We start from the raw sequence: 21,383 nt of genomic DNA, 5'->3' as shown, positions 1-21,383 counted from the left end.
CCCGTCCCCACCTCCCGGATGCGCTCTCGTACTGATGTCCGGCGAGCCTATCCTCGACCACTGACAATCACCGAGGCCGTGGTATTCCGGCAACACGTCCTTCACAGAACTCGCGCCACAATGGGGACCCATGATCCGTTTCGAGCACGTCACCAAGCGCTATGAGGACGGCACCACGGCGGTCGACGACCTTTCCTTCGAGGTGGCCGAGGGCGAACTGGTCACGCTCGTCGGCCCGTCGGGCTGCGGCAAGACGACCACCATGAAGATGGTGAACCGGCTCATCGAACCGACCGAGGGGCGGATATTCCTCGACGGGGACGACATATCCGCCATCGACCCCGTCCGGCTCCGCCGCCGCATCGGCTATGTGATCCAGCAGGTCGGCCTCTTCCCGCACCGCACGGTCCTGGAGAACACCGCGACCGTGCCGCATCTGCTCGGCTGGAAACGCGGAAAGGGAAGGGCACGCGCGGCGGAACTCCTCGACCTCGTCGGACTCGATCCTTCCGTTTTTGGCGACCGCTATCCCGAACAGCTCTCCGGCGGCCAGCGCCAACGCGTCGGCGTCGCCCGCGCATTGGCCGCCGACCCGCCCGTCCTGCTGATGGACGAGCCTTTCGGGGCCGTCGACCCGGTGGTCAGGGAACGGCTCCAGAACGAATTCCTGCGCCTTCAGGCCCAGGTCCGCAAAACCGTCCTCCTCGTCACGCACGACATCGAGGAGGCCGTCCGCCTCGGCGACCGGATCGCCGTCTACGGCCAGGGCTCGATCGAGCAGTTCGACCCGCCGGCCACGGTGCTCGGCGCCCCGGCCACTCCGTACGTCGCGGACTTCGTCGGCGCCGACCGGGGGCTCAAGCGCCTCTCCGTCACCCCGGTCGAGGAGGGCGACCTCGACCACCCCCCGGTCGTCCACCTCGACGACCCGCTGGACACCGCCACCGCACGGCTGCGCGCACAGGGGGCGCGCTGGGCGGTCGTCCTGGACGGCCAGGAGCACCTGCACGGCTGGATCCCCGCCGGGGAGACGGACTCCGCGACCGGGGGCACGGTCCGCGAGCACGCCCGCCGGATGGAGGCCCGGCTCCCCGTCGGCGCCTCGCTCAAACAGGCGTTCGCCACGATGCTCCAGCACGACGCCGGCTGGATCGCCGTCATCGACGAGGAGGAGACCGGCCGCTTCCTCGGCGTCCTCACCCCGGCCCGGCTCCACGAGGCGCTGCGCCGCTCGGTCGGCGCGGACGGCCGGGACGTCTCCCGTGCCGAGGTCGACGTGGAGAGCGTCGCGGGCATCGCCGGGCGGGAGGCCTCCTGACCGCCGCTCAGTTCTCGCTGAGCCGGCTGCTCAGCCACTCCAGCGCCGCCGGGATCTCCCGGCGCCAGGTGTTGAAGTTGTGGCCGCCGCTGTCCAGCACGATCGAGGAGACCTGGGCCGGCCGCTTCACCTTCGCCACGAACCGGCGCGTGTCGGCGTAGTTCGACTCCCCGTGGCGCGACGTCGTCACCAGGAAGGAGGAGTCGGGCTGCGGCCGGTTCTCCAGGGTCCACAGCAGATCGGCACGCTCGCGGGCGGCCCGGCTGCCGTGGAACAGGTCACCGGTCGTCGGGTCCTCGGCCGCCTTGTAGTACGCCGAGAGACCCGCGCTCGCGGTGTAGCGGTCCGGATGGTGCAGACCGATCTTCAGGGCGCAGTACCCGCCGGTCGAGTTGCCGATGATGCCCCAGTTACGGGCGTGCCGGCCCACCCGGTAGCCCGCCGACACCGCCGGCGGCAGATCCTTCGCGAAGAAGGTCTCCGTCTTCGGCCCGCCCTCTATGTCCACGCACTCGGTGTCGCGCGGCGGCGCCACCGTCGGCCGCAGCATCACCAGGATCATCGGCTGGGCCCGCCCGGCCCGCACCCGCTCCAGAGCCGTCCGGGGGTAGGCCAGCCCCTTGATCAGGTTCTCCGCGGTCCCCGGATAACCGGTCAGCACCACCACCGCGGGAAACTTCCGCCGGGCGAACGCCGGCTGGAAGTACTCCGGCGGCAGATACACATACGCCGAGGTCTCGATCCCCGAGTGCCGCCCCGCGATCACCACCTTGTCGATCCGGCCGACCGCCGCCGGACGCGAACCGCCCGGCCCCTCCGGCCGCTGCGTCCCCACCCGGACGATGTTCTTCGCCGCCAGCGTCCCCCGCGCCTGGTCGGTGACCACGCCCAGCTCCTGCGTACGCCCGAACAGATCCGCCCAGGAGCCGTAGAACAGGAAGGAGTTGTTGGCCAGCAGCGCCACCGAGACGAAGACCGCGAGCTGGGTGCCCAGCATCAGGCCCACCCGGCCGCACACCGCGGCGGCGCTCCGCCGGGCCAGCCGGGGCCAGAGCCAGATGGTGGCGGCGAACAGCACGACGGCACTCGTGATCGCCAGGATCAGCACTGCGTGACCGGTAAGGCCCATGGCGGTTGAACTTTCTTGTCAGGAAATTTCCGGGTGCCGGATGAACCGGCCCCCCGGAAGCCTCGTCCTAGAGGGCGCACCTCGTCCGGAGGGCCTCGGCCGACGGACTCCACACTCTCGCGCGGAGCTACGGAAGCATGTCTGTCACGCTAGATGGGGATAAATCAGGAACGGTTCCGATGGGCGTACGCAGGTTCGTCCACGCACCGCGGGCCGAGGCCGTGCCGGGACTCGTCGGCACCGCCTGCACCGCCGTCGGCCTGATCGACATCGCCGCGGGCGTCTTCCCGCGCTTCCGGCACAGCCGGATGCACACCCTCGCCGAGGTGCTGCCCGGCGCCCTCGGCCCCTTCGCCGCCGCCCTCGCCCTCAGCGCGGGCGTCCTGCTGCTGCTCCTGGCGCACGGCCTGAAACGGCGCAAGCGCCGCGCCTGGCGGGCCGCCGTGGTCCTCCTGCCGGCCGGTGCCGTCGCCCAGTTCACCTACCGCCATTCGGTCATCGGCATCCTCGTCTCCCTGGCGCTCTGCTGGCTGCTGCTGCGCCACCGCAGTGAGTTCGCCGCCCTCCCCGACCCGCGCAGCCGCTGGCGCGCCCTGGCCAACTTCGTCCTGCTCGGTGCCGGCTCGCTGGGGCTCGGGCTGGTCGTCGTCAGCGTCCACCCGGGCCGACTGGTCGGCAGCCCGAGCATCGCCGACCGCCTCCAGCACGTGCTGTACGGCCTGTTCGGCTTCGAGGGACCGGTCGAGTACGCGGGCGACACCTCCTGGACCGTCGCCTACTCCCTGGGCGCGCTCGGCCTGCTCACCGCCGTCACCACCATCTATCTGGCCTTCCGCCCCGAGCACCCCGCCGCCCGGCTCACCGAGGACGACGAGACCCGGCTGCGCGCCCTGCTGGAACGCCACGGCGGCCGCGACTCCCTCGGCCACTTCGCGCTCCGCCGCGACAAGGGCGTCGTCTTCTCGCCCAGCGGCAAGGCCGCCGTCTGCTACCGCGTCGTCTCCGGCGTGATGCTGGCCAGCGGCGACCCCATCGGCGACGTGGAGGCCTGGCCCGGCGCCATCGAACGCTTCATGGACGAGGCCCGCGCCCACTCCTGGACCCCCGCCGTCATGGGCTGCAGCGAGACCGGCGGCGAGGTCTGGACCCGCGAGACCGGACTGGACGCCCTGGAACTCGGCGACGAGGCGGTGGTGGACGTCGCGGATTTCTCCCTGGCCGGACGGGCCATGCGCAACGTCCGCCAGATGGTGAAACGCATTGAGCGCGGCGGCTACGTCACCCGGGTCCGGCGCGTCGCCGACATCGGCGAGGCCGAACTGGCCCGCATCCGCCGCGCCGCCGCCGACTGGCGCGGCACCGACACCGAACGCGGCTTCTCCATGGCACTCGGCCGGATCGGCGACGAGGCCGACCGGGACTGCTTCGTCGCCACCGCCCACAAGCCCGACGAGGACGCCGCCGACTCCCCGTACGGCGATCTCAAGGCCGTCCTCCACTTCGTCCCCTGGGGCACCGACGGCATGTCCCTCGACCTCATGCGCCGCGACCGCTCCGCCGACCCGGGCATGAACGAGCTGCTGATCGTCGCCTCCCTCCAGGCCGCGCCCCGGCTCGGCATCAGCCGCGTCTCGCTGAACTTCGCGATGTTCCGCTCCGCCCTGGCCCGGGGCGAGAAGCTGGGCGCGGGCCCGGTGCTGCGCGTCTGGCGCGGGCTGCTGGTCTTCCTCTCCCGCTGGTTCCAGATCGAATCGCTGTACAAGTTCAACGCCAAGTTCCGGCCCCGCTGGGAGCCCCGCTTCGTCGTCTACCGCACCGCCCGCGACCTGCCCCGGATCTCCTTCGCCGCCATGCAGGCCGAGGGCTTCGTCACCCTCGGACTCCCCCGCCCCCTGGCCCGCCGGCTCTCCCCCGGCGGCCGCCGCCCCTGCCCCCACACCCCCGCCTCCCCGGGTGAGCAGGGAGTCCGCCCCGCCTGACCGCGCCCCCTCAGGCCCTACGCTGGTCGTATGAGTACGTTGCAAGGACGAGGCACGGTCCAGGGCCTGCCGGAGTGGGACCGCTGCGCGGTCATGGGCGTCGTCAACGTGACCCCCGACTCCTTCTCCGACGGGGGCCGCTGGTTCGACACCACGACGGCCGTCAAGCACGGCCTCGACCTGGTCGCGGAGGGCGCCGACCTGGTCGACGTCGGCGGCGAGTCGACCCGCCCCGGCGCCACCCGGGTGGACGAGGCCGAGGAACTGCGACGCGTCGTCCCGGTCGTGCGCGGACTGGCCTCCGAAGGCGTGCCGGTCTCCGTCGACACCATGCGGGCCCGCGTCGCCGAGCAGGCCGTCGCCGCCGGCGCGGTCCTGGTCAACGACGTCAGCGGCGGCCTCGCCGACCCCGACATGGTCCCCGTCGTCGCCGCCGCCTCGGTGCCCTTCGTCGTCATGCACTGGCGCGGCTTCAGCGAGTCGATGAACAGCCGCGCGGTGTACGAGGATGTCGTCACCGAGGTCGTCGACGAGCTCCGCGCCCGGATGGACGCCGTGGTCGCCGGCGGTGTCGCCCCCGAACGGATCGTGATCGACCCCGGCCTCGGCTTCGCCAAGGACGCCGACCACGACCTGGCCCTCATCGCCGGACTCGACGCCCTCCACGGCCTCGGCCGGCCCCTGCTGGTCGCCGCCTCCCGCAAGCGGTTCCTCGGCCGGGTCCTGGCCCGCGAGGGCGCCGCCCCGCCGCCCGCACGGGAACGCGACGCGGCCACCGCCGCCGTCTCCGCCCTCTCCGCCGCCGCCGGAGCCTGGGCCGTCCGGGTCCACGAGGTGCGCGCCACCGCCGACGCCGTCCGGGTCGCCCGCGCGGTCGAGGGAGCCGCGTGAACGACCCCCGGGACGACCCCGCCTCCGCCGCCGCCGACATCGAGGCGGTCGAACGGGCCAACACCGCGTTCTACACGGCCGTGGAGGAGGGCGACCTGGACGCGCTGACCTCGCTCTTCCTGCCCGGCGAGGACCTCACGGTCTCCTGCGTCCACCCCGGCTGGCCGGTGCTCACCGGACGCCGCGAGGTCCTGCGCAGCTACGCGCTGATCATGGCGAGCACCGAGTACATCCAGTTCTTCCTCACCGACGTCGTGGTCTCCATGACCGGGAACACCGCACTGGTGACCTGCACCGAGAACATCCTCAGCGGCGGCCCCGCCGAGGAGGGCTCGCTCGGCCCGCTCGTCGGCCAACTGGTCGTCGCGACCAATGTGTTCCGCCGCACTCCGGACGGCTGGAGACTCTGGTCGCACCACGGATCACCCGTACTGGCCGAAACCGGCGAGGAAACGGACGAAGAGTCCCCCTCCTGAGTGGGTTCCCCCACACCCTCGGGCCCAAAGACGACCCGATGGGGTTGGAACCGGGCACATCGGGGTACGAGGGCCAGTCGGCTACCAGTCCCGTGACGCCCTGTCCATAGCCCCCATGGGGGAGGGGTGTCCGAGCGCGCGGGTAGATTCGGATCCGGGTACACCGCCGCCCGCACGCGGCCCCGCACCCCTTCGACAACAACAGCAGGAGTGATTCGCGTGGATCGTGTCGCGCTGCGCGGCCTCAAGGCCCGTGGGCACCATGGCGTCTTCCCCAAGGAACGGGAAGAGGGGCAGACGTTCATCGTGGACCTGGTGCTCGGCCTCGACACCCGCCCCGCGGCAGCCGCCGACGACCTCACGAAGACCGTGCACTACGGCGTGGTCGCCGAGGAGGTCGTCGACGTGGTCCGGGGCGAGCCGGTCGATCTGATCGAGACCCTCGCGGAGCGCATCGCCCAGCAGTGCCTCACGCACGAAGGCGTCCAGGAGGTGGAGGTCGTGGTGCACAAGCCGGACGCACCCATCACCGTCCCCTTCGACGACGTCACCGTCACCATCACCCGGAGCCGAGCATGAGCGCATTTTCCACCGAGGGGCAGAGCGACCCGACCGTACAGCCGGTGCCCGCCTCCGTCGTCGAGCAGGTGGACGCCGCGGACATCACCCTCTCCAACCCCAAACGGGCCGTGCTCTCGCTCGGCTCCAACCTGGGCAACCGCCTGGAGACCCTCCAGGGGGCCATCGACGCCCTGGAGGACACCCCCGGCCTCCGGGTCAAGGCGGTCTCCCCGGTGTACGAGACGGAGCCCTGGGGCGTCGAGCCGGGCTCCCAGCCCTCGTACTTCAACGCGGTGATCGTCGTGAAGACGACGCTGCCCCCGTCCTCCCTGCTGGAGCGCGGCCAGGCCATCGAGGAGGCCTTCGACCGCGTCCGCGACGAGCGCTGGGGGCCGCGCACCATCGACGTCGACATCGTCGCCTACGCGGACGTGGTCTCCGACGACCCCGTCCTCACCCTCCCCCACCCCCGGGCCCGTGAGCGCGCCTTCGTCCTCGCCCCCTGGCACGACGTGGACCCCGAGGCCCAGCTCCCCGGCGCCGGACCGGTCGCCGAGCTGCTGGACGGCGTGGGCCGCGGCGGCGTTCTCCCCAGGACCGATCTGGAACTCCGGCTGCCCGAGTAGTCGTTAGGCTCATCGCAGACAGCAGGACAGGAACAGGCGGCGAAGGGCGGCTCACCCGGTGAAGCAACTACGGCTCGGAGTACTGGCGGGCCTCTTCGCCGCCGCCGCGGTCCTCTCCTGGGGCGCCGCCCGCCTCTGGAGCGCCTTCGGCACCCTGCCCGCCGTCCCCCTGGCCGCCCCCATCGTGCTCGCCGTCATCGCCGTCGTCCTGCTGGCCACGGCCCTCTCCCTGCGCGCCCGCTTCCGCGCCCAGCGCGAACGGCGCCCCGGCGCGAAGGGCGTCGAGCCGATGATGGCCGCCCGCGCCGTCGTCTTCGCCCAGGCCAGCGCCCTCGTCGTCGCCCTGGTCGCCGGGATGTACGCCGGGGACGGCATCTTCCTCCTCGGCTCCCTCGACATCCCGCCCCGCCGCGACCAGGCCGTCTACGCGGGCTTCGCCGTCCTCGCCGGCATCGCGGTCGTCGCCGCCGCCCTCTTCCTCGAACACGTCTGCAAGCTCCCGGAGGACCGGGACGGCAACGGCGACAAGAGCGCGGCAGGGGCGTAGCCGGCGGGGCGGCTCAGCGCGCCATGATGAGGCTCATCGCCTCGGCGCGCGTCGCGGGGTCACGGAGCTGGCCGCGGACCGCCGAGGTCAGCGTCTTCGCACCCGGCTTGCGGATCCCGCGCATCGACATGCACATGTGCTCGCACTCCACGACGACGATGACGCCGCGCGGCTCCAGGATCTCCATCAGCGATTCGGCGATCTGCGTGGTCAGCCGCTCCTGGACCTGCGGACGCCGGGCATAGACGTCCACCAGCCGGGCCAGCTTCGAGAGGCCGGTGATCTTGCCGCTGGTCGCGGGGATGTAGCCCACGTGCGCGACCCCGCGGAACGGGACCAGATGATGTTCACACGTACTGAAGACTTCGATGTCCTTGACGAGCACCATCTCGTCGTGGCCCAGGTCGAACGTGGTCGTCAGGACGTCCTCGGGCTCCTGGTACAGCCCCGCGAATATCTCCTTGTACGCCCGCGCCACCCGCGCCGGCGTCTCCCGCAGGCCCTCCCGGTCCGGGTCCTCGCCGACGGCGATCAGGAGCTCGCGTACGGCCGCCTCGGCCCGCTTCTCGTCGAACTCGCCGATCGAGCCCTGGCCGTCCAGCGTCACCGGGTCGGTCATCTGTGCCTCGTTCCTCTGTGCCGTATCGCGGTGCCATCCGCGCAGGTGTACGGAAATGCCGCGCCCCCACAGGCTAAAACCTGGGGGGCGCGGCATCCATTCCGGGCCCGGTGCGGGCCCCGTGACGGGGGCCACACCGGGGACGGGGCTAGCTCTCGGGGCGGTCCTCCGTGACCGACTCGGCGGGGGTGTCCGTGACCGAGCCGTTGGCCGTGGTGGCGCCGTTGGTGAGGGCGAGCTCCTTCGGGGAGAGCACCGGGGGTCGGGTGGAGGGCGTACGCCGTGACGAGCCGGTCCACGCGGGGCGGGCCGGGCGCTTGACGATCGGGGCGAAGATCTCGGCGATCTCCGCCTTGCCCAGGGTCTCCTTCTCCAGGAGCTGGAGGACCAGGGCGTCCAGCACGTCGCGGTTCTCGACGAGGATCTCCCACGCGTCGTTGTGGGCGGTCTCGATGAGCTTCTTGACCTCTTCGTCGACCAGCGCGGCGACCTCTTCGGAGTAGTCGCGCTGGTGGCCCATCTCGCGGCCCACGAACGGTTCGGTGTTGTCGCCGCCGAACTTGATCGCGCCGAGCCGCTCGGTCATGCCGTACTGCGTGACCATCGCGCGGGCCGTCGCGGTGGCCTTCTCGATGTCGTTCGCCGCGCCGGTCGTCGGGTCGTGGAAGACCAGTTCCTCGGCCGCGCGCCCGCCCAGCATGTACGCCAGCTGGTCGAGCATCTCGTTGCGGGTCGTGGAGTACTTGTCCTCCTCCGGGAGCACCATCGTGTAACCGAGGGCGCGGCCGCGGGAGAGGATCGTGATCTTGTGGACCGGGTCCGACTGGGGGGAGGCCGCCGCGACCAGGGCGTGTCCGCCCTCGTGGTACGCGGTGATCTTCTTCTCCTTCTCGGACATGATCCGGGTCCGCTTCTGCGGACCCGCCACGACGCGGTCGATGGCCTCGTCGAGCGTGGCGTTGTCGATGAGCTTCTGGTTGCTGCGCGCCGTGAGGAGCGCCGCTTCGTTCAGCACGTTCGACAGGTCGGCACCGGTGAAGCCGGGCGTGCGGCGGGCGACGGCGCCGAGGTCGACGTCCGGGGCGACCGGCTTGCCCTTCTGGTGGACCTTGAGGATCTCCAGACGGCCCTGCATGTCGGGGCGGTCGACCGCGATCTGCCGGTCGAAGCGGCCCGGACGCAGCAGCGCCGGGTCGAGGATGTCCGGCCGGTTGGTGGCGGCGATCAGGATGACGCCGCCCTTCACGTCGAAGCCGTCCATCTCCACGAGGAGCTGGTTGAGCGTCTGCTCGCGCTCGTCGTGGCCGCCGCCCATGCCGGCGCCGCGGTGGCGGCCGACGGCGTCGATCTCGTCGACGAAGACGATCGCCGGGGCGTTCGCCTTGGCCTGCTCGAAGAGGTCGCGCACCCGGGAGGCACCGACACCGACGAACATCTCGACGAAGTCGGAGCCGGAGATCGAGTAGAACGGGACGCCCGCCTCGCCGGCGACGGCGCGGGCGAGCAGGGTCTTGCCCGTACCGGGAGGCCCGTACAGCAGGACACCCTTGGGGATCTTGGCGCCGACGGCCTGGAACTTCGCCGGCTCCTGGAGGAACTCCTTGATCTCCTGGAGCTCCTCGACCGCCTCGTCCGAACCCGCCACGTCGGCGAAGGTCGTCTTGGGGGTGTCCTTGGTGATCAGCTTGGCCTTGGACTTGCCGAACTGCATGACCTTGGAGCCGCCGCCCTGCATCTGATTCATCAGGAACAGGAAGACGACCACGATGAGGACGAACGGCAGCAGCGTGAAGAGGATCGAGACGAACGGGGACTGCTTCGACGGCGAGACGGTGTAGCCCTTGTCGATGTCACCGCTCTCGAACTTCTTCTGCAGCGCGTCGGCGATCTGGACGCCCTGGTCGCCGATGTAGCTCGCCTGGAACTTGCTGCCGGACTCGCCCGAGAGCTTCTGGCCGTCCTTCAGCTCGATCTTGATGATGTGATCGTCACCGGTGGTGAGCTTGGCCTCGTCCACCTGGTTCTTATTGATCGCCTGGATCACCTTGCCGGTGTCCACCGTCTTGTAGCCGCCACCCGAGCCGACGACATTCATCAACACGACCACGGCGAGGACGGCCAGCACGATCCACATGACCGGCCCACGGAAGTATCGCTTCACGTCCATCCATACGGAGCGGAAGCCGCCCCGTCCCTCCTGCCCGTAGGTAAATGCTGCTGTGAGTAAAGACTGTTCTTCGGACGGTACACCGGCATTGTCACCGACGTCCGCCTGGGACGTCCGGGAAACCCGCCTTCGAAGGCTCAACGGCGGGCCGCCGACGAGGGTTCCCCGGCCCCGGCGCGGGTTGTTCCGGCGTGGTCAGCCGCCGTACACGTGCGGGGCGAGGGTGCCGACGAACGGGAGGTTGCGGTACTTCTCCGCGTAGTCCAGCCCGTAGCCGACGACGAACTCGTTGGGAATGTCGAAGCCGACCCACTTGCAGTCGAGCGCGACCTTCGCCGCGTCCGGCTTGCGCAGCAGGGTGCAGATCTCCAGCGAGGCGGGCTCGCGCGAGCCCAGGTTCGACATCAGCCAGGACAGCGTCAGGCCCGAGTCGATGATGTCCTCGACGATCAGGACGTGCTTGCCCTTGATGTCGGTGTCGAGGTCCTTGAGGATCCGTACGACCCCGGAGGACTGGGTGCCGGCGCCGTACGAGGAGACGGCCATCCAGTCCATGGTGACGGGGGTGGACAGCGCGCGCGCCAGGTCCGCCATGACCATCACCGCGCCCTTGAGGACACCGACGAGGAGCAGGTCCTTGCCGGCGTACTCCGCGTCGATCTTCGCGGCCAGCTCGACGAGCTTCGCGTCGATCTCTTCCTTGGTGAGGAGCACCGCCTGGAGGTCGGCACCCATGTCCTTCTCGTTCACCCGCGTCTCTTTCTCCGCCTGGCGGGTCCGGGACGTGGTCCCGGGCCCGGACGGCCGCTCGCCCTGCATGTCAGCACGCTTGTGCGTCAGCTCTGCCGAATGACAAGTCTGCCACCCTGACGCAGGGCTTCGACGCGGCCGGGGAGGTTGATGGCCTGCTGGCCGCGCCAGCCGGTGACGAGACGGTCGACTTCCTCGATGTGCCGGGCGAAGAGCGAACCGGCCGGGGAACCGGCTTCTATGGCGGCGCGGCGCAGGACGCGGCGGCGCACGGCGGGCGGCAGCGCGTGCAGTTTGGCGCATTCCAGCCGGCCCGCGTCGTCGCGCACGTCACGTCCGGCCTCGGCGGCCCAGGTGTCGAGGGCGTCCGCGTCGTCGCGGGAGAGCTGGGCCGTCCGGGCGAGCGCCTCGACGACCCCCTTGCCCAGGGCCTTCTCCAGGGCGGGCAGGCCTTCGTGGCGCAGCCGGGAGCGGGTGTAGGCGGGGTCGATGTTGTGCGGGTCGTCCCAGACGGGCAGGGACTGGGCCAGACAGGCGGTGCGGGCGGTCTGGCGGTCGAGCTGGAGGAAGGGGCGGCGGTAGCGGCCGGCGGGTCCGGAGGCGGCGGCCATGCCGGACAGGGAGCGGATGCCGGAGCCGCGGGCGAGTCCGAGCAGGACGGTCTCCGCCTGGTCGTCGCGGGTGTGGCCGAGCAGGACGGCGGCGGCGCCGTGGCGTTCGGCGGCGGCGTCGAGGGCGGCGTAGCGCGCGTCGCGGGCGGCGGCCTCGGGTCCGCCGTCCTGGCCGACGTGGACGGCGACGGCCTCGACGGGGTCGAGGCGCATGGCGGTGAGGCGGCCGGCGACCTCGGCGGCGCGGAGGTCGGAGCCGTCCTGGAGGCCGTGGTCGACGGTGATGCCGCCGGCGCGGACGGGAAGCTTGCGGGCCTCGAAGGCGAGTGCGGAGGCGAGGGCCATGGAGTCGGCGCCGCCGGAGCAGGCGACCAGAACCAGGGGGCCCGGGGGGTTCAGGGGGGTGTCGGGCCGTTCGGCGAGGGCGGGGGCGCGCCCGCCGGAACCGGCCCGGACGAGCTCGGGGCGCGGGGCGCGGCCGGCCTGTCCGGCGCGTTCGGCCCGTTCGGCGTGTTCGTTGAGTACGTCGTGGAGTACGCGGCGGACCGCCAGGCGTATCGCCGCGACCGCAGGATGGGGACCCATGTCCGGTGCCCTTCGTGAAGTTCTGGAGAGGTGCCTCCGAGTTCCGGGACGGGAAGGAGTGCCGTCACTCAGAGTGCGTCGATGGTGACAGAGCAATGCCGTTCATCGAGCATTGCACGCCTTCCCATGCCCCTACGGTCCCTCGGATGGGTGATTACCGGCGCGTTGCCCTCGCGGAAGTGTCCGGCGAGCGCCCCCCTCGTCCATGATCCGCCGGGCAGGTCCGCCTCCGGGGCGTCCCTCAGCGGTGCACCCGGGCGATCCAGTCCTCGGGGGCGGCGATCTCCGCCTTGGTGGGCAGGGTGTTGGGCGAGGTCCAGACGCGGTTGAAGCCGTCCATGCCGACCTCGTCGACGACGGCGCGCACGAAGCGTTCGCCGTCGCGGTACTGGCGGAGCTTGGCGTCGAGGCCGAGGAGTTTGCGCAGGGCCTGGTCGAGGCGGCTCGCGCCGCGCGCCCTGCGCTGCTGGAACTTCTCGCGGATCTCGCCGACGGAGGACACCACCTCGGGGCCCACGCCGTCCATCACGTAGTCGGCGTGGCCCTCCAGGAGGGACATCACCGCGGTGAGGCGGCCGAGGATCTCGCGCTGGGCGGGGGTCTGCACGATCTCGACGAGGCTGCGTCCGCCGTCCTCGCCGTCCTCGCCCTCGGGGCGGCCGCCGGAGAGGGACTGGGCGGCCTCGCGGAGCCGTTCGAGCACGGTCATCGGGTCGACGTCGGTCTCGTCGAGGAATGACTGGATCTCGCCCTGGAGGTGGTCGCGGAGCCAGGGCACGGCGGTGAACTGGGTGCGGTGGGTCTCCTCGTGGAGGGCGACCCAGAGGCGGAAGTCGTGGGGGTCGACCTCCAGCTCCCGTTCGACGTGGACGATGTTGGGGGCGACCAGCAGGAGCCTGCCGCCGCCCTCGGCGGAGGCGGGCAGATCGCGGGTGGCGGGGGCGAAGGTCTCGTACTGGCCGAGGACCCGGGAGGCCAGGAACGACAGCAGCATCCCGACCTCGACGCCGGTCACCTTGGAGCCGACCGCGCCGAGGACGGCGCCGCCCGTGCCACCGCCGCGCCGTTCCTCCATCTTCTCCAGGAGGGGGCGCAGCAGTTCCCGGAAGCCCGCGACGTTCGCGCGGATCCAGCCCGCCCGGTCGACGACCAGGACGGGGGTGTCCTCCGGTTCGGTGCCCTCGGGGATCATCCGGGTGAAGGCGCGGACGTGCTCCTCGGCCGCCTTGGCGTGCCGGCGCAGCTCCGCGACGACCTCGCGGGCCTCCTCGCGGCTCACCTCGGGGCCCGGCCGCACAAGCCGGGTCGCGGTCGCGACCGCGAGATTCCAGTCGACCATCCCGGCACCACCGATGCGCGTCATGCGTCAACCGTACGTGCTGCGCCCTTGATGCGGAGCGGTGTTGACGGTCCGGAGGGCGGCGTCCGGCCGGTCAGCGGTGGCCGGACGCCAGGGCGGTGGCGAGGGAGTCGAGGGCGGACTGGGCCTCGGCGGGGGCGGTGGTGCCGGACGCGAGGAAGGCGAACGCGAGCAGCCGGCCGCCGGGGGCGACGACGGTGCCGGAGAGGGTGTTGACGCCGGTGAGGGTGCCGGTCTTGGCGCGGATCAGGCCGGTGCCGCCGGACGCGGTGGTGTAGCGGCCGCTGAGCGTGCCGCTGAAGCCGGCCACGGGGAGGCCGGTGAGGACGGGGCGGAGTTCGGGGTGGCCGGGGTCGGCGGCGCGGGCGAGGAGTCCCGCGAGGAGGGCGGCGGTGACCTTGTCCTTGCGGTCCAGTCCGCTGCCGTCGGCGACGGTGACGCCCTTGAGGGGCAGGCCGAGCTTCTTCAGCTGGGCGGTGACGGCCTGTCCGCCGCCCCGGAAGTCGGCGGGCCGGCCCGCGGCGTGCGCGGTCCGGCGGGCGAGGGCCTCGGCGATGTCGTTGTCGCTGTTGGTGAGGGCCCGTTCGACGAGGGCGGAGAGCGGCGGCGACAGATGCCGGGCGACGGGGGCGGAGGTGGCGGCGGCGCGGCCGGGGGCGGCGCCCTCGCCGGTGTCGACGCCTGCCTGTTCGAGGAGTTTCCCGAAGGTGTCGGCGGCGTCGCCGGCCGGGTCCTCGCTGCGGGGCGCGGGTCCGCCGGAGCTCTTGTCGAGCCGTCCCTCGTCGATCATCAGGGCGCTGAGCGGGGCGATGTTCTCGTTGGGGCCGATCGGGTGGAGCGCGGGTCCGGAGTAGGCGGAGGTGTCGTAGCGCAGCCGTACGGAGCGGACGCCGCCGTCCTTGAGGGCGCGGGCGGTGTCGGCGGCCAGGGTGCGCAGGGCGGCCCGGTCGAGGGTGGGGTCGCCGCCGCCGACGAGGGTGACGGTGCGCAGGTCCTTGGAGGCCCGGACGGTGGTGGGGATGCGGTCGTCGGGGCCGAGCGCGGTGAGGGCGGCGACGGTGGTGGCGATCTTGATGGTGGAGGCGGGGGTCATGGGCGTGTCCGCGGCGACGCCGTAGAGCCGCTCGCCGGTGGCCGTGTCGATGACGACGGCGCTGCGCCGGGTGCCGAGCGCGGGGTTCCTGAGGAGCGGGTCCAGGGTGGCGCGCAGCGGGGCGGTGGCGGGGGCGTCGGCCGTGCGCGGGGCGTCGCCGGACGCGGCGCCCAGGGGGGCGAGGACGGCGGGGGCGCTGGGGGCCGGGGCGGGGGCCGCGAGGGTGCCCGGTTCGTGATGTGCGCCACCTGTACGGGTCCGGGCGGCCGCCCAGTCCTGCTCGGCCTTACGCTGACCCGAGTCCCAGGGACCGGCGGCGAGGACGGCGCCGGCGGCGAGCGCCAGGCCCAGGACGGCGGAGACGGCCGTGAACTGCCGGTCGCTCAGTCCGTTGCGCAGAGACGGGTGGTCCGTGAGGATCCTCCCCTTCAGCGCGGAGAGCGGGTTGAACGACGGTCTTTTCACCGGCTCGGCCACCGTTGACCAGCCCCTTTCGCGAGCACACATCTCCGTGGGGGACACTTAACCACCAGTCGTATGTGTTGATCATGGAGGAGCCACCCGTGGAGTTCGACGTCACCATCGAGATTCCGAAGGGTTCGCGGAACAAGTACGAGGTGGACCACGAGACCGGTCGGATCCGCCTGGACCGTCGACTCTTCACCTCGACCAGCTACCCCGCGGACTACGGCTTCGTCGAGAACACCCTCGGCGAGGACGGCGACCCGCTGGACGCGCTGGTCATCCTGGACGAGCCGACCTTCCCCGGCTGCCTCATCAAGTGCCGCGCGATCGGCATGTTCCGGATGACGGACGAGGCCGGCGGCGACGACAAGCTGCTGTGCGTGCCGGCCTCCGACCCCCGGGTGGAGCACCTGCGCGACATCCACCACGTGTCGGAGTTCGACCGTCTGGAGATCCAGCACTTCTTCGAGGTCTACAAGGACCTGGAGCCGGGCAAGTCCGTCGAGGGCGCCGACTGGGTCGGCCGCGCCGAGGCGGAGGCCGAGATCGAGGCCTCGTACAAGCGCCTGGAGGCGCAGGGCGGCGCTCACTGACGCAGGGCCGTTCCCACCGTTCCGCTTGAGGTTCGGTACGGCGTTCCGCGGGCGGTACACCTTCACGGGTGTGCCGCCCGTTCGGCTGTCCGGCCATAGCCGTGGCCATACTGGGCAGGAGCGCGGCCGAGGGCCTGTCCGACCATTCCCGTCGTCCGCCCGGAGGGCGGGCCGGGCGGCGTCAGGTGCGTGCTCTCGGCGTGCCGGCCCCAGTCCCCTGTACTGGATGTACTGGGGTCTGGGGCCGGTGGGGCGAGAGTGCGTGCATGGCGTCGCCCGGCAGACGGGAATGGTCGGACAGGCCCTGTGGACGCGCAGCCGATGAGGAGCGAGGTCGAGTGGTGGCGGAACCGGGCGGTCCCGATGACCAGAAGCCCCAGTCCGACGAGGCGCGCAGCGCCTTCTCCCAGCCTGCCGGGGTGGAGAGGTCCACTCCGGTGGAGGACGACCATCCGACGTCGGAGTTCGCTCTTCCGGACGGGCTGACGTCCGAGCCGCAGGGCTCGGCCCAGGGTTCCGGTTCGGGTTCCGCTTCCGGTTCGGAGACGATCGGCTCGGCCTTCGCCCCGCCCAGCACGTACGACGTCCGCAACTCCCCTCCCGCCTTCACCCCGGCGCACGGGATCCCGATGGTCCGGCTGACCCGGGAGGCGCCCTGGCAGGACCGGATGCGCACGATGCTGCGGATGCCGGTGGCCGAGCGTCCGGCGCCGGACGCCGTGCAGCGGCACGACGACGCGGGGCCCGCCGTGCCCCGGGTGCTCGACCTGACGCTGCGCATCGGCGAGCTGCTGCTGGCCGGGGGCGAGGGGGCCGAGGACGTCGAGGCGGCGATGTTCGCGGTGAGCCGCAGTTACGGGCTGGACCGCTGCGAGCCGACGGTGACGTTCACCCTGCTGTCGATCTCGCACCAGCCCTCGCTGGTCGACGACCCGGTGACGGCGAGCCGCACCGTGCGCCGCCGGGGCACCGACTACACCCGGCTGACCGCGGTCTTCCGGCTGATCGACGACATCACCAGCGAGGAGGCGGAGGTCTCCCTGGAGGAGGCCTACCGGCGGCTGGCGGAGATCCGGCGCAACCGGCATCCGTATCCGGGCTGGGTGCTGACGCTGTCCGCGGGGCTGCTGGCGGGGGCGGCCTCGGTGCTGGTCGGCGGTGGTCCGCTGGTCTTCCTGGTGGCCGCGCTGGGCGCGATGCTCGGGGACCGGCTGGCCTGGCTGTGCGCGGGGCGGGGGCTGCCGGAGTTCTACCAGTTCGCGGTGGCCGCGATGCCGCCGGCCGCGATGGGGGTGGCGCTGACCCTGACGCACTGGTCGGACGTGCGGCCGTCCGCGGTGATCACCGGTGGGCTGTTCGCGCTGCTGCCGGGGAGGGCCCTGGTGGCGGGGGTGCAGGACGGGCTGACCGGCTACTACATCACCGCGGCGGCGCGGCTGCTGGAGGTCATGTACTTCTTCATCGCCATCGTCGCCGGGGTGCTGCTGGCGCTGTACGGGGGGCTCCAGCTGGGGGCCGAGCTGGACCCGGAGGCGCGGTTCATCACCCATGACCGGCCGGTGGTGCAGATCCTGGCCTCGATGATGCTGACGCTGGCGTTCGCGATCCTGCTCCAGCAGGAGCGGGCCACGGTGCTGGTGGTGACGCTGAACGGGGGCGTGGCCTGGGTGATCTACGGGGCGATGGCCCGGACGGGGCATCTGTCGGCGGTGGCGTCCACCGCGGCGGCGGCCGGTCTGGTGGGGCTCTTCGGGCAGCTGTTCTCGCGGTACCGCTCGACGTCGTCGCTGCCGTTCATCACGGCGGCGATCGGTCCGCTGCTGCCCGGTTCCGCGACGTACTTCGGTCTGCTGGGCGTGGCGCAGAACGAGCTGGACCGGGGCCTGGCCTCGCTGTCGACGGCGGTGGCGACGGCGCTGGCCATCGCGATCGGGGTGAATCTCGGGAGCGAGATCTCCCGGATGTTCATGCCCGGGGTGGTCGGCCGGTCGAGCCGCCGCGCGGCCAAGCGGACGCGCGGCTTCTGACTCCGGGCAGGACCCGGGCCCCGGGCGGCGGGCTCAGCGCTTGGCGTGCCGGCCGCCGCGGCGGGCGGCCGGGGCGGTGCCGGGGGCGTGGTCCGGGTCGTCGGCGCCGCCGTCGGCGGCCTCCTTCTTCGACTTGGAGCGGGCGCGCAGGTACTCGATGCCGATCGGGACGACGGAGATCAGCACGATGAGGACGAGCATCGCCTCGATGTTCTCGTGCACGAAGTCGATCTGGCCCAGCCCGGCGCCCAGCAGGGTCACGCCGACGCCCCAGAGGACACCGCCGATGATGTTGAACGTGATGAAGGAGCGGTAGTTCATCCGGCTGACGCCCGCGATGATCGGCGTGAACGTCCGCACGATGGGCACGAAGCGGGCCAGGACCAGCGACTTCGGCCCGTACTTCTCGAAGAACTCGTGGGCCTTCTCGACGTTCTCCTGCTTGAAGAGGCGGGAGTCCGGGCGGTTGAAGAGCGAGGGGCCGACCTTGCGGCCGAAGAGATAGCCCACCTGGTCGCCGATGATCGCGGCGAGCGCGACGAGCACGCAGACCAGCCAGAGCGGGGTGTCCAGCTTGTCCGTCGTGACCAGCAGACCCGTGGTGAACAGCAGCGAGTCGCCGGGCAGGAAGAACCCGATCAGCAGCCCGGATTCGGCGAAGACGATGACCAGCACGCCGATCAGCCCGAACTGACCGATGAGGTGGTCCGGATCCAGCCAGCTGGGTCCGAGCGCAAGCGTATTCAAGGGTCCGGGCTCCAGGATGTGGGTCGATGGCGGCTGCGTGGCCGCCCAAAGCTATCAACGCCGCGGGAGGGCTCCGGGTTCCACCGGCCCCTGTGGAGATGCACAGGGGGTGAAGCGGGGCAAAACTCGTCTCCAGGAGGTGCCACACCATGGGCATTGAGGAGTACGGCGGTGGCCAGACGGCCCAGTCCGATGTGCTGGTCGTCACGACCAATGACGTCCCCGGACACCAGGTGACGCAGGTCATCGGGGAGGTGTTCGGACTGACGGTCCGCTCCCGCCATCTGGGCAGCCAGATCGGCGCCGGTCTGAAGTCCATGATCGGCGGCGAGCTGAAGGGGCTGACCAAGACCCTGGTCGAGACCCGCAACCAGGCCATGGAGCGCCTGGTCGAGCAGGCGCGGGCGCGCGGCGCCAACGCGGTGCTGATGATGCGCTTCGACGTGACGGAGGCGGCCGACGTGGGCACGGAGGTCTGTGCGTACGGGACCGCCGCCGTGATCAGCAAGGCCTGACCGGGGCGCGGGGACGGACACCCGCCCCCGCGCCGCCCGGCCGCCGCGCCACTCAGTCGCGGCGCCGCTCAGTCGCGGCGTCGCGCGTTGGCCTCGATGGCGTCCCTCAGGTGCTCGGCCAGGCCCGGCCGCATCGAGTCGTAGAACGCCTTGAACCGCGGATCGGAGACGTACATCTCCCCGAGCCCCCGGTGCATCTCGGTGGAGCACTCGTAGAACCAGCCCGTGATGTGGAGCCGGTGCTCCTCGGCCATGTCCATGGCCCGCTCCCCGTCGGCGGGCTCGCCGTCCGCCATCAGGGCGTCGTAGCGCTCGCCCCAGGAAGCGACCTCGGCGTGCATGCGCTGCCAGTCCTCCTTGGTGTAGCGGGCGGCCCGGCGCTGCGACTCCGCGTAGGACTCGGTGCCTCCCCAGCGGCGCTCGGCCTCCTCGGCGTACCGCTCCGGGTCCTTGTCCCCGAAGACCTCGAACCGTTCCTCGGGCGTGAGGTCGATACCCATCTTCCGTGCCTCCATGGCTCTCTCCACCGCATCGGCCATCCGTTGCAGTTCGGCGATCCGACGCTCCAGGAGGGCGTGCCGGCGGCGCAGGTGCTCCCGCGCGTCCGCGCCCGGATCGTCGAGCAGTGCCGCGATCTCGTCGAGGGGGAAACCCAGCTCCCGGTAGAACAGGATCTGCTGGAGCCGGTCGAGGTCGGCGTCGTCGTACCGCCGGTGGCCCGCGTGGCTGCGCCCGCCGGGCGAGAGCAGTCCGATGCCGTCGTAGTGGTGCAGCGTGCGCACCGTGACCCCGGCGAATCCGGCGACCTGTCCCACGGAGTACTCCATGGCTCCCCCGCTCCTTCCCTGTGGTCGGTACATGTCCGAGCCTCGGTCCTGACGTGACGTGAGGTGCAAGTCCGAAATCCCGCACCCTCCGCCCGATTTACGGGGTTATCTGCCTTTTGCCTGGCTAGGGTGACCCCATGGCCACCGATTCCGCCGCCCCCGCCGCACCGGCCCCCGCGCGCCGGCTCCTGCTGCTCATCGTGCCCGCCCTGGCGGTCGGCGTGGCGTCGGCCCTGATCCTGCTGGGCGTGAGCCTGCTCGCCGAGGCGTTCCAGGACGTGCTCTGGGAGACGCTGCCGGACGCGCTGTCGATCGGGGGCTACTCCTCGCTCTGGATGATCGTCATGCTCACCGCGATCGGCCTGGTGACCGGACTGGTCGTACGGGCGGTGCCCGGCCGGGCCGGACCCGATCCGGCGACCATGGGCCTGGTCGATCCCCCCCTGCCCCCGCTGGTGGTGCCGGGGCTGCTGGTGGTGACGGTGCTGGCGCTGGCCGGCGGGGTCAGCCTGGGCCCCGAGAACCCGATCACCGCCGCCAACATCGCCCTGGCCTTCTGGGCGGGCCGCCGCCTCGTGCCGGACGCCCCGGCCGAGCTGTGGCTCGGGCTCGCCGCCGCCGGCACCATCGGAGCGCTCTTCGGCACCCCGGTGGCCGCCGCGCTGATCCTCTCCGAGACGCTCGCCTCCACCCCGGGCGCGGGCGCCCTGTGGGACCGGCTCTTCGGGCCGCTCGCGGCCGGTGCGGCGGGCTCGCTCACCATGACGCTGGCGGCCCACCCCAGTTTCGACCTGTCGCTGCCCGACTACCCCGGACCGCACTGGGGCGATCTCCTCTCCGCCGTGGTGATCACCTCGGCCGGCGCGCTGCTGGGGCTCGCGGCGGTGTACGTGTTCCCGCTGGTGCACCGGGGGTTCCGGGCGCTGCGCCACCCGGTCGTGGCGATGACCGCGGGCGGGCTGGTCCTCGGGCTGCTGGGGGCGCTCGGCGGCCACCTCACCCTCTTCAAGGGGCTCGACGAGGTGAAAACCCTCGCCGCCGACCCGGACGGCTGGTCGGCCGGGGAGTTCGCGGGCATGGCCGTGGTGAAGACCGCGGCCCTGGTGATCGCGGCGACCTGCGGCTTCCGGGGCGGCCGGATCTTCCCGGCGGTCTTCTCCGGCGTGGCGCTCGGCCTGTGCGCCCACGCCCTGGTCGACGCGGTGCCGGTCTCGCTGGCGGTGACCTGCGGGGTGCTCGGGATCCTGCTCGCCATCACCCGGCAGGGCTGGCTCAGCCTGTTCACCGCCGCGGTCCTCGCCTCGGACATGGACCTGATCCCCCTGCTCTGCGTCGCCACGCTCCCCGGGTGGCTGCTGGTGACCGGACGGCCGCTGATGCAGCTGCGCGAGGACGGGACACCGATGCGGTAGCCCGACGCGCCGGACGCCCGGAGTGTCCGTATCGTCGGGATCGGTCCGTCACCGGACCCCTCCGTCAGGCCGGCGCCACGCCGGG

The 21,383-nt window shown here is 71.9% G+C and carries 20 protein-coding genes; 11 read left to right on the top strand and 9 right to left on the bottom strand.

Annotated features, from left to right (window positions below; all coding sequences use genetic code 11):
• Window positions 1-130: 130 nt before the first annotated feature.
• Window positions 131-1,318: an ABC transporter ATP-binding protein gene (locus tag ACFVDM_RS32220; RefSeq protein ID WP_383648685.1), complete on the top strand. Its 1,188-nt coding sequence runs from the start codon at window positions 131-133 to the stop codon at window positions 1,316-1,318.
• 7 nt (window positions 1,319-1,325) lie between these two features.
• Here ACFVDM_RS32220 and ACFVDM_RS32215 read toward each other — a convergent pair whose 3' ends face one another.
• Window positions 1,326-2,447: an alpha/beta hydrolase gene (locus tag ACFVDM_RS32215; RefSeq protein WP_383648683.1), complete on the bottom strand. Its 1,122-nt coding sequence runs from the start codon at window positions 2,445-2,447 to the stop codon at window positions 1,326-1,328.
• Between the two features lie 137 nt (window positions 2,448-2,584).
• On the opposite strand from ACFVDM_RS32215, the gene ACFVDM_RS32210 reads away from it, so the two are divergent.
• The 6 genes from ACFVDM_RS32210 to ACFVDM_RS32185 all read left to right on the top strand — a co-directional run bounded on the left by ACFVDM_RS32210 (window position 2,585) and on the right by ACFVDM_RS32185 (window position 7,527).
• Window positions 2,585-4,426 (top strand): phosphatidylglycerol lysyltransferase domain-containing protein, encoded by a 1,842-nt coding sequence (locus tag ACFVDM_RS32210; protein WP_383648681.1) that lies wholly within the window; start codon window positions 2,585-2,587, stop codon window positions 4,424-4,426.
• 30 nt (window positions 4,427-4,456) lie between these two features.
• Window positions 4,457-5,317 (top strand): dihydropteroate synthase, encoded by an 861-nt coding sequence (folP, locus tag ACFVDM_RS32205; RefSeq protein ID WP_383648679.1) that lies wholly within the window; start codon window positions 4,457-4,459, stop codon window positions 5,315-5,317.
• Window positions 5,314-5,793, top strand: coding sequence for a nuclear transport factor 2 family protein (locus ACFVDM_RS32200; protein ID WP_383648677.1), 480 nt, complete (start codon window positions 5,314-5,316; stop codon window positions 5,791-5,793). The genes folP and ACFVDM_RS32200 overlap by 4 nt, the downstream gene beginning before the upstream one ends.
• A 219-nt stretch (window positions 5,794-6,012) precedes the next feature.
• Window positions 6,013-6,372: a dihydroneopterin aldolase gene (folB, locus tag ACFVDM_RS32195; protein WP_383648675.1), complete on the top strand. Its 360-nt coding sequence runs from the start codon at window positions 6,013-6,015 to the stop codon at window positions 6,370-6,372.
• Window positions 6,369-6,980, top strand: a complete 612-nt coding sequence (gene folK / locus ACFVDM_RS32190) for a 2-amino-4-hydroxy-6-hydroxymethyldihydropteridine diphosphokinase (protein WP_383648673.1) — start codon at window positions 6,369-6,371, stop codon at window positions 6,978-6,980. Before folB ends, folK begins: the two co-directional genes overlap by 4 nt.
• A gap of 58 nt (window positions 6,981-7,038) precedes the next feature.
• Window positions 7,039-7,527 carry a DUF3180 domain-containing protein gene (locus ACFVDM_RS32185; RefSeq protein WP_383648671.1) on the top strand — a complete coding sequence of 163 codons (489 nt, stop codon included), beginning with the start codon at window positions 7,039-7,041 and terminating at the stop codon, window positions 7,525-7,527.
• A 13-nt stretch (window positions 7,528-7,540) separates the two neighbouring features.
• Here ACFVDM_RS32185 and folE read toward each other — a convergent pair whose 3' ends face one another.
• From folE to dacB, 6 genes are all read right to left on the bottom strand, one after another.
• The gene (gene folE / locus ACFVDM_RS32180) at window positions 7,541-8,146 is read right to left on the bottom strand and encodes a GTP cyclohydrolase I FolE (protein WP_383648669.1); all 606 of its coding nucleotides are present in this window, start codon (window positions 8,144-8,146) and stop codon (window positions 7,541-7,543) included.
• Window positions 8,147-8,294: 148 nt separating this feature from the next.
• On the bottom strand, window positions 8,295-10,313 hold the full coding sequence (ftsH, locus tag ACFVDM_RS32175; protein ID WP_383648667.1) for an ATP-dependent zinc metalloprotease FtsH: 2,019 nt from the start codon (window positions 10,311-10,313) through the stop codon (window positions 8,295-8,297).
• A gap of 195 nt (window positions 10,314-10,508) precedes the next feature.
• A complete protein-coding gene (gene hpt, locus ACFVDM_RS32170) occupies window positions 10,509-11,048 on the bottom strand; it encodes a hypoxanthine phosphoribosyltransferase (RefSeq protein ID WP_383648825.1) in 540 nt (179 codons plus the stop codon).
• Between the two features lie 101 nt (window positions 11,049-11,149).
• Window positions 11,150-12,259, bottom strand: a complete 1,110-nt coding sequence (gene tilS, locus ACFVDM_RS32165) for a tRNA lysidine(34) synthetase TilS (protein WP_383648664.1) — start codon at window positions 12,257-12,259, stop codon at window positions 11,150-11,152.
• A gap of 241 nt (window positions 12,260-12,500) precedes the next feature.
• On the bottom strand, window positions 12,501-13,622 hold the full coding sequence (locus ACFVDM_RS32160) for a zinc-dependent metalloprotease (protein WP_383648662.1): 1,122 nt from the start codon (window positions 13,620-13,622) through the stop codon (window positions 12,501-12,503).
• Window positions 13,623-13,692: 70 nt separating this feature from the next.
• Complete coding sequence (dacB, locus tag ACFVDM_RS32155; RefSeq protein WP_383648659.1) at window positions 13,693-15,189, bottom strand: D-alanyl-D-alanine carboxypeptidase/D-alanyl-D-alanine-endopeptidase; 1,497 nt, start codon at window positions 15,187-15,189, stop codon at window positions 13,693-13,695.
• An 86-nt stretch (window positions 15,190-15,275) separates the two neighbouring features.
• Here dacB and ACFVDM_RS32150 point away from each other — a divergent pair, with 86 nt between their 5' ends.
• The gene (locus ACFVDM_RS32150; RefSeq protein ID WP_003968257.1) at window positions 15,276-15,770 is read left to right on the top strand and encodes an inorganic diphosphatase; all 495 of its coding nucleotides are present in this window, start codon (window positions 15,276-15,278) and stop codon (window positions 15,768-15,770) included.
• A gap of 338 nt (window positions 15,771-16,108) precedes the next feature.
• Entirely contained in the window at window positions 16,109-17,797 is a 1,689-nt protein-coding gene (locus ACFVDM_RS32145; protein ID WP_383648656.1) for a threonine/serine exporter ThrE family protein, read from the top strand.
• Window positions 17,798-17,830: 33 nt separating this feature from the next.
• On the opposite strand, the gene ACFVDM_RS32140 is transcribed toward ACFVDM_RS32145, so the two are convergent.
• Window positions 17,831-18,544, bottom strand: a complete 714-nt coding sequence (locus tag ACFVDM_RS32140) for a DedA family protein (RefSeq protein ID WP_383648653.1) — start codon at window positions 18,542-18,544, stop codon at window positions 17,831-17,833.
• A 149-nt stretch (window positions 18,545-18,693) separates the two neighbouring features.
• Between ACFVDM_RS32140 and ACFVDM_RS32135 the strand changes: the two genes are divergently transcribed.
• Window positions 18,694-19,059, top strand: coding sequence for a YbjQ family protein (locus ACFVDM_RS32135; RefSeq protein ID WP_383648650.1), 366 nt, complete (start codon window positions 18,694-18,696; stop codon window positions 19,057-19,059).
• A gap of 68 nt (window positions 19,060-19,127) precedes the next feature.
• Here ACFVDM_RS32135 and ACFVDM_RS32130 read toward each other — a convergent pair whose 3' ends face one another.
• Window positions 19,128-19,886, bottom strand: coding sequence for a MerR family transcriptional regulator (locus ACFVDM_RS32130; protein ID WP_383648648.1), 759 nt, complete (start codon window positions 19,884-19,886; stop codon window positions 19,128-19,130).
• Between the two features lie 137 nt (window positions 19,887-20,023).
• On the opposite strand from ACFVDM_RS32130, the gene ACFVDM_RS32125 reads away from it, so the two are divergent.
• Window positions 20,024-21,298: an ion channel protein gene (locus ACFVDM_RS32125; protein WP_383648646.1), complete on the top strand. Its 1,275-nt coding sequence runs from the start codon at window positions 20,024-20,026 to the stop codon at window positions 21,296-21,298.
• The last annotated feature ends 85 nt before the right edge of the window (window positions 21,299-21,383 follow it).

Source organism: Streptomyces sp. NPDC057682, assembly GCF_042799575.1.
Taxonomy (GTDB): domain Bacteria; phylum Actinomycetota; class Actinomycetes; order Streptomycetales; family Streptomycetaceae; genus Streptomyces.
Note: the sequence above shows the minus strand (reverse complement) of the source record. Positions and strands in the feature narration are given on the sequence as shown.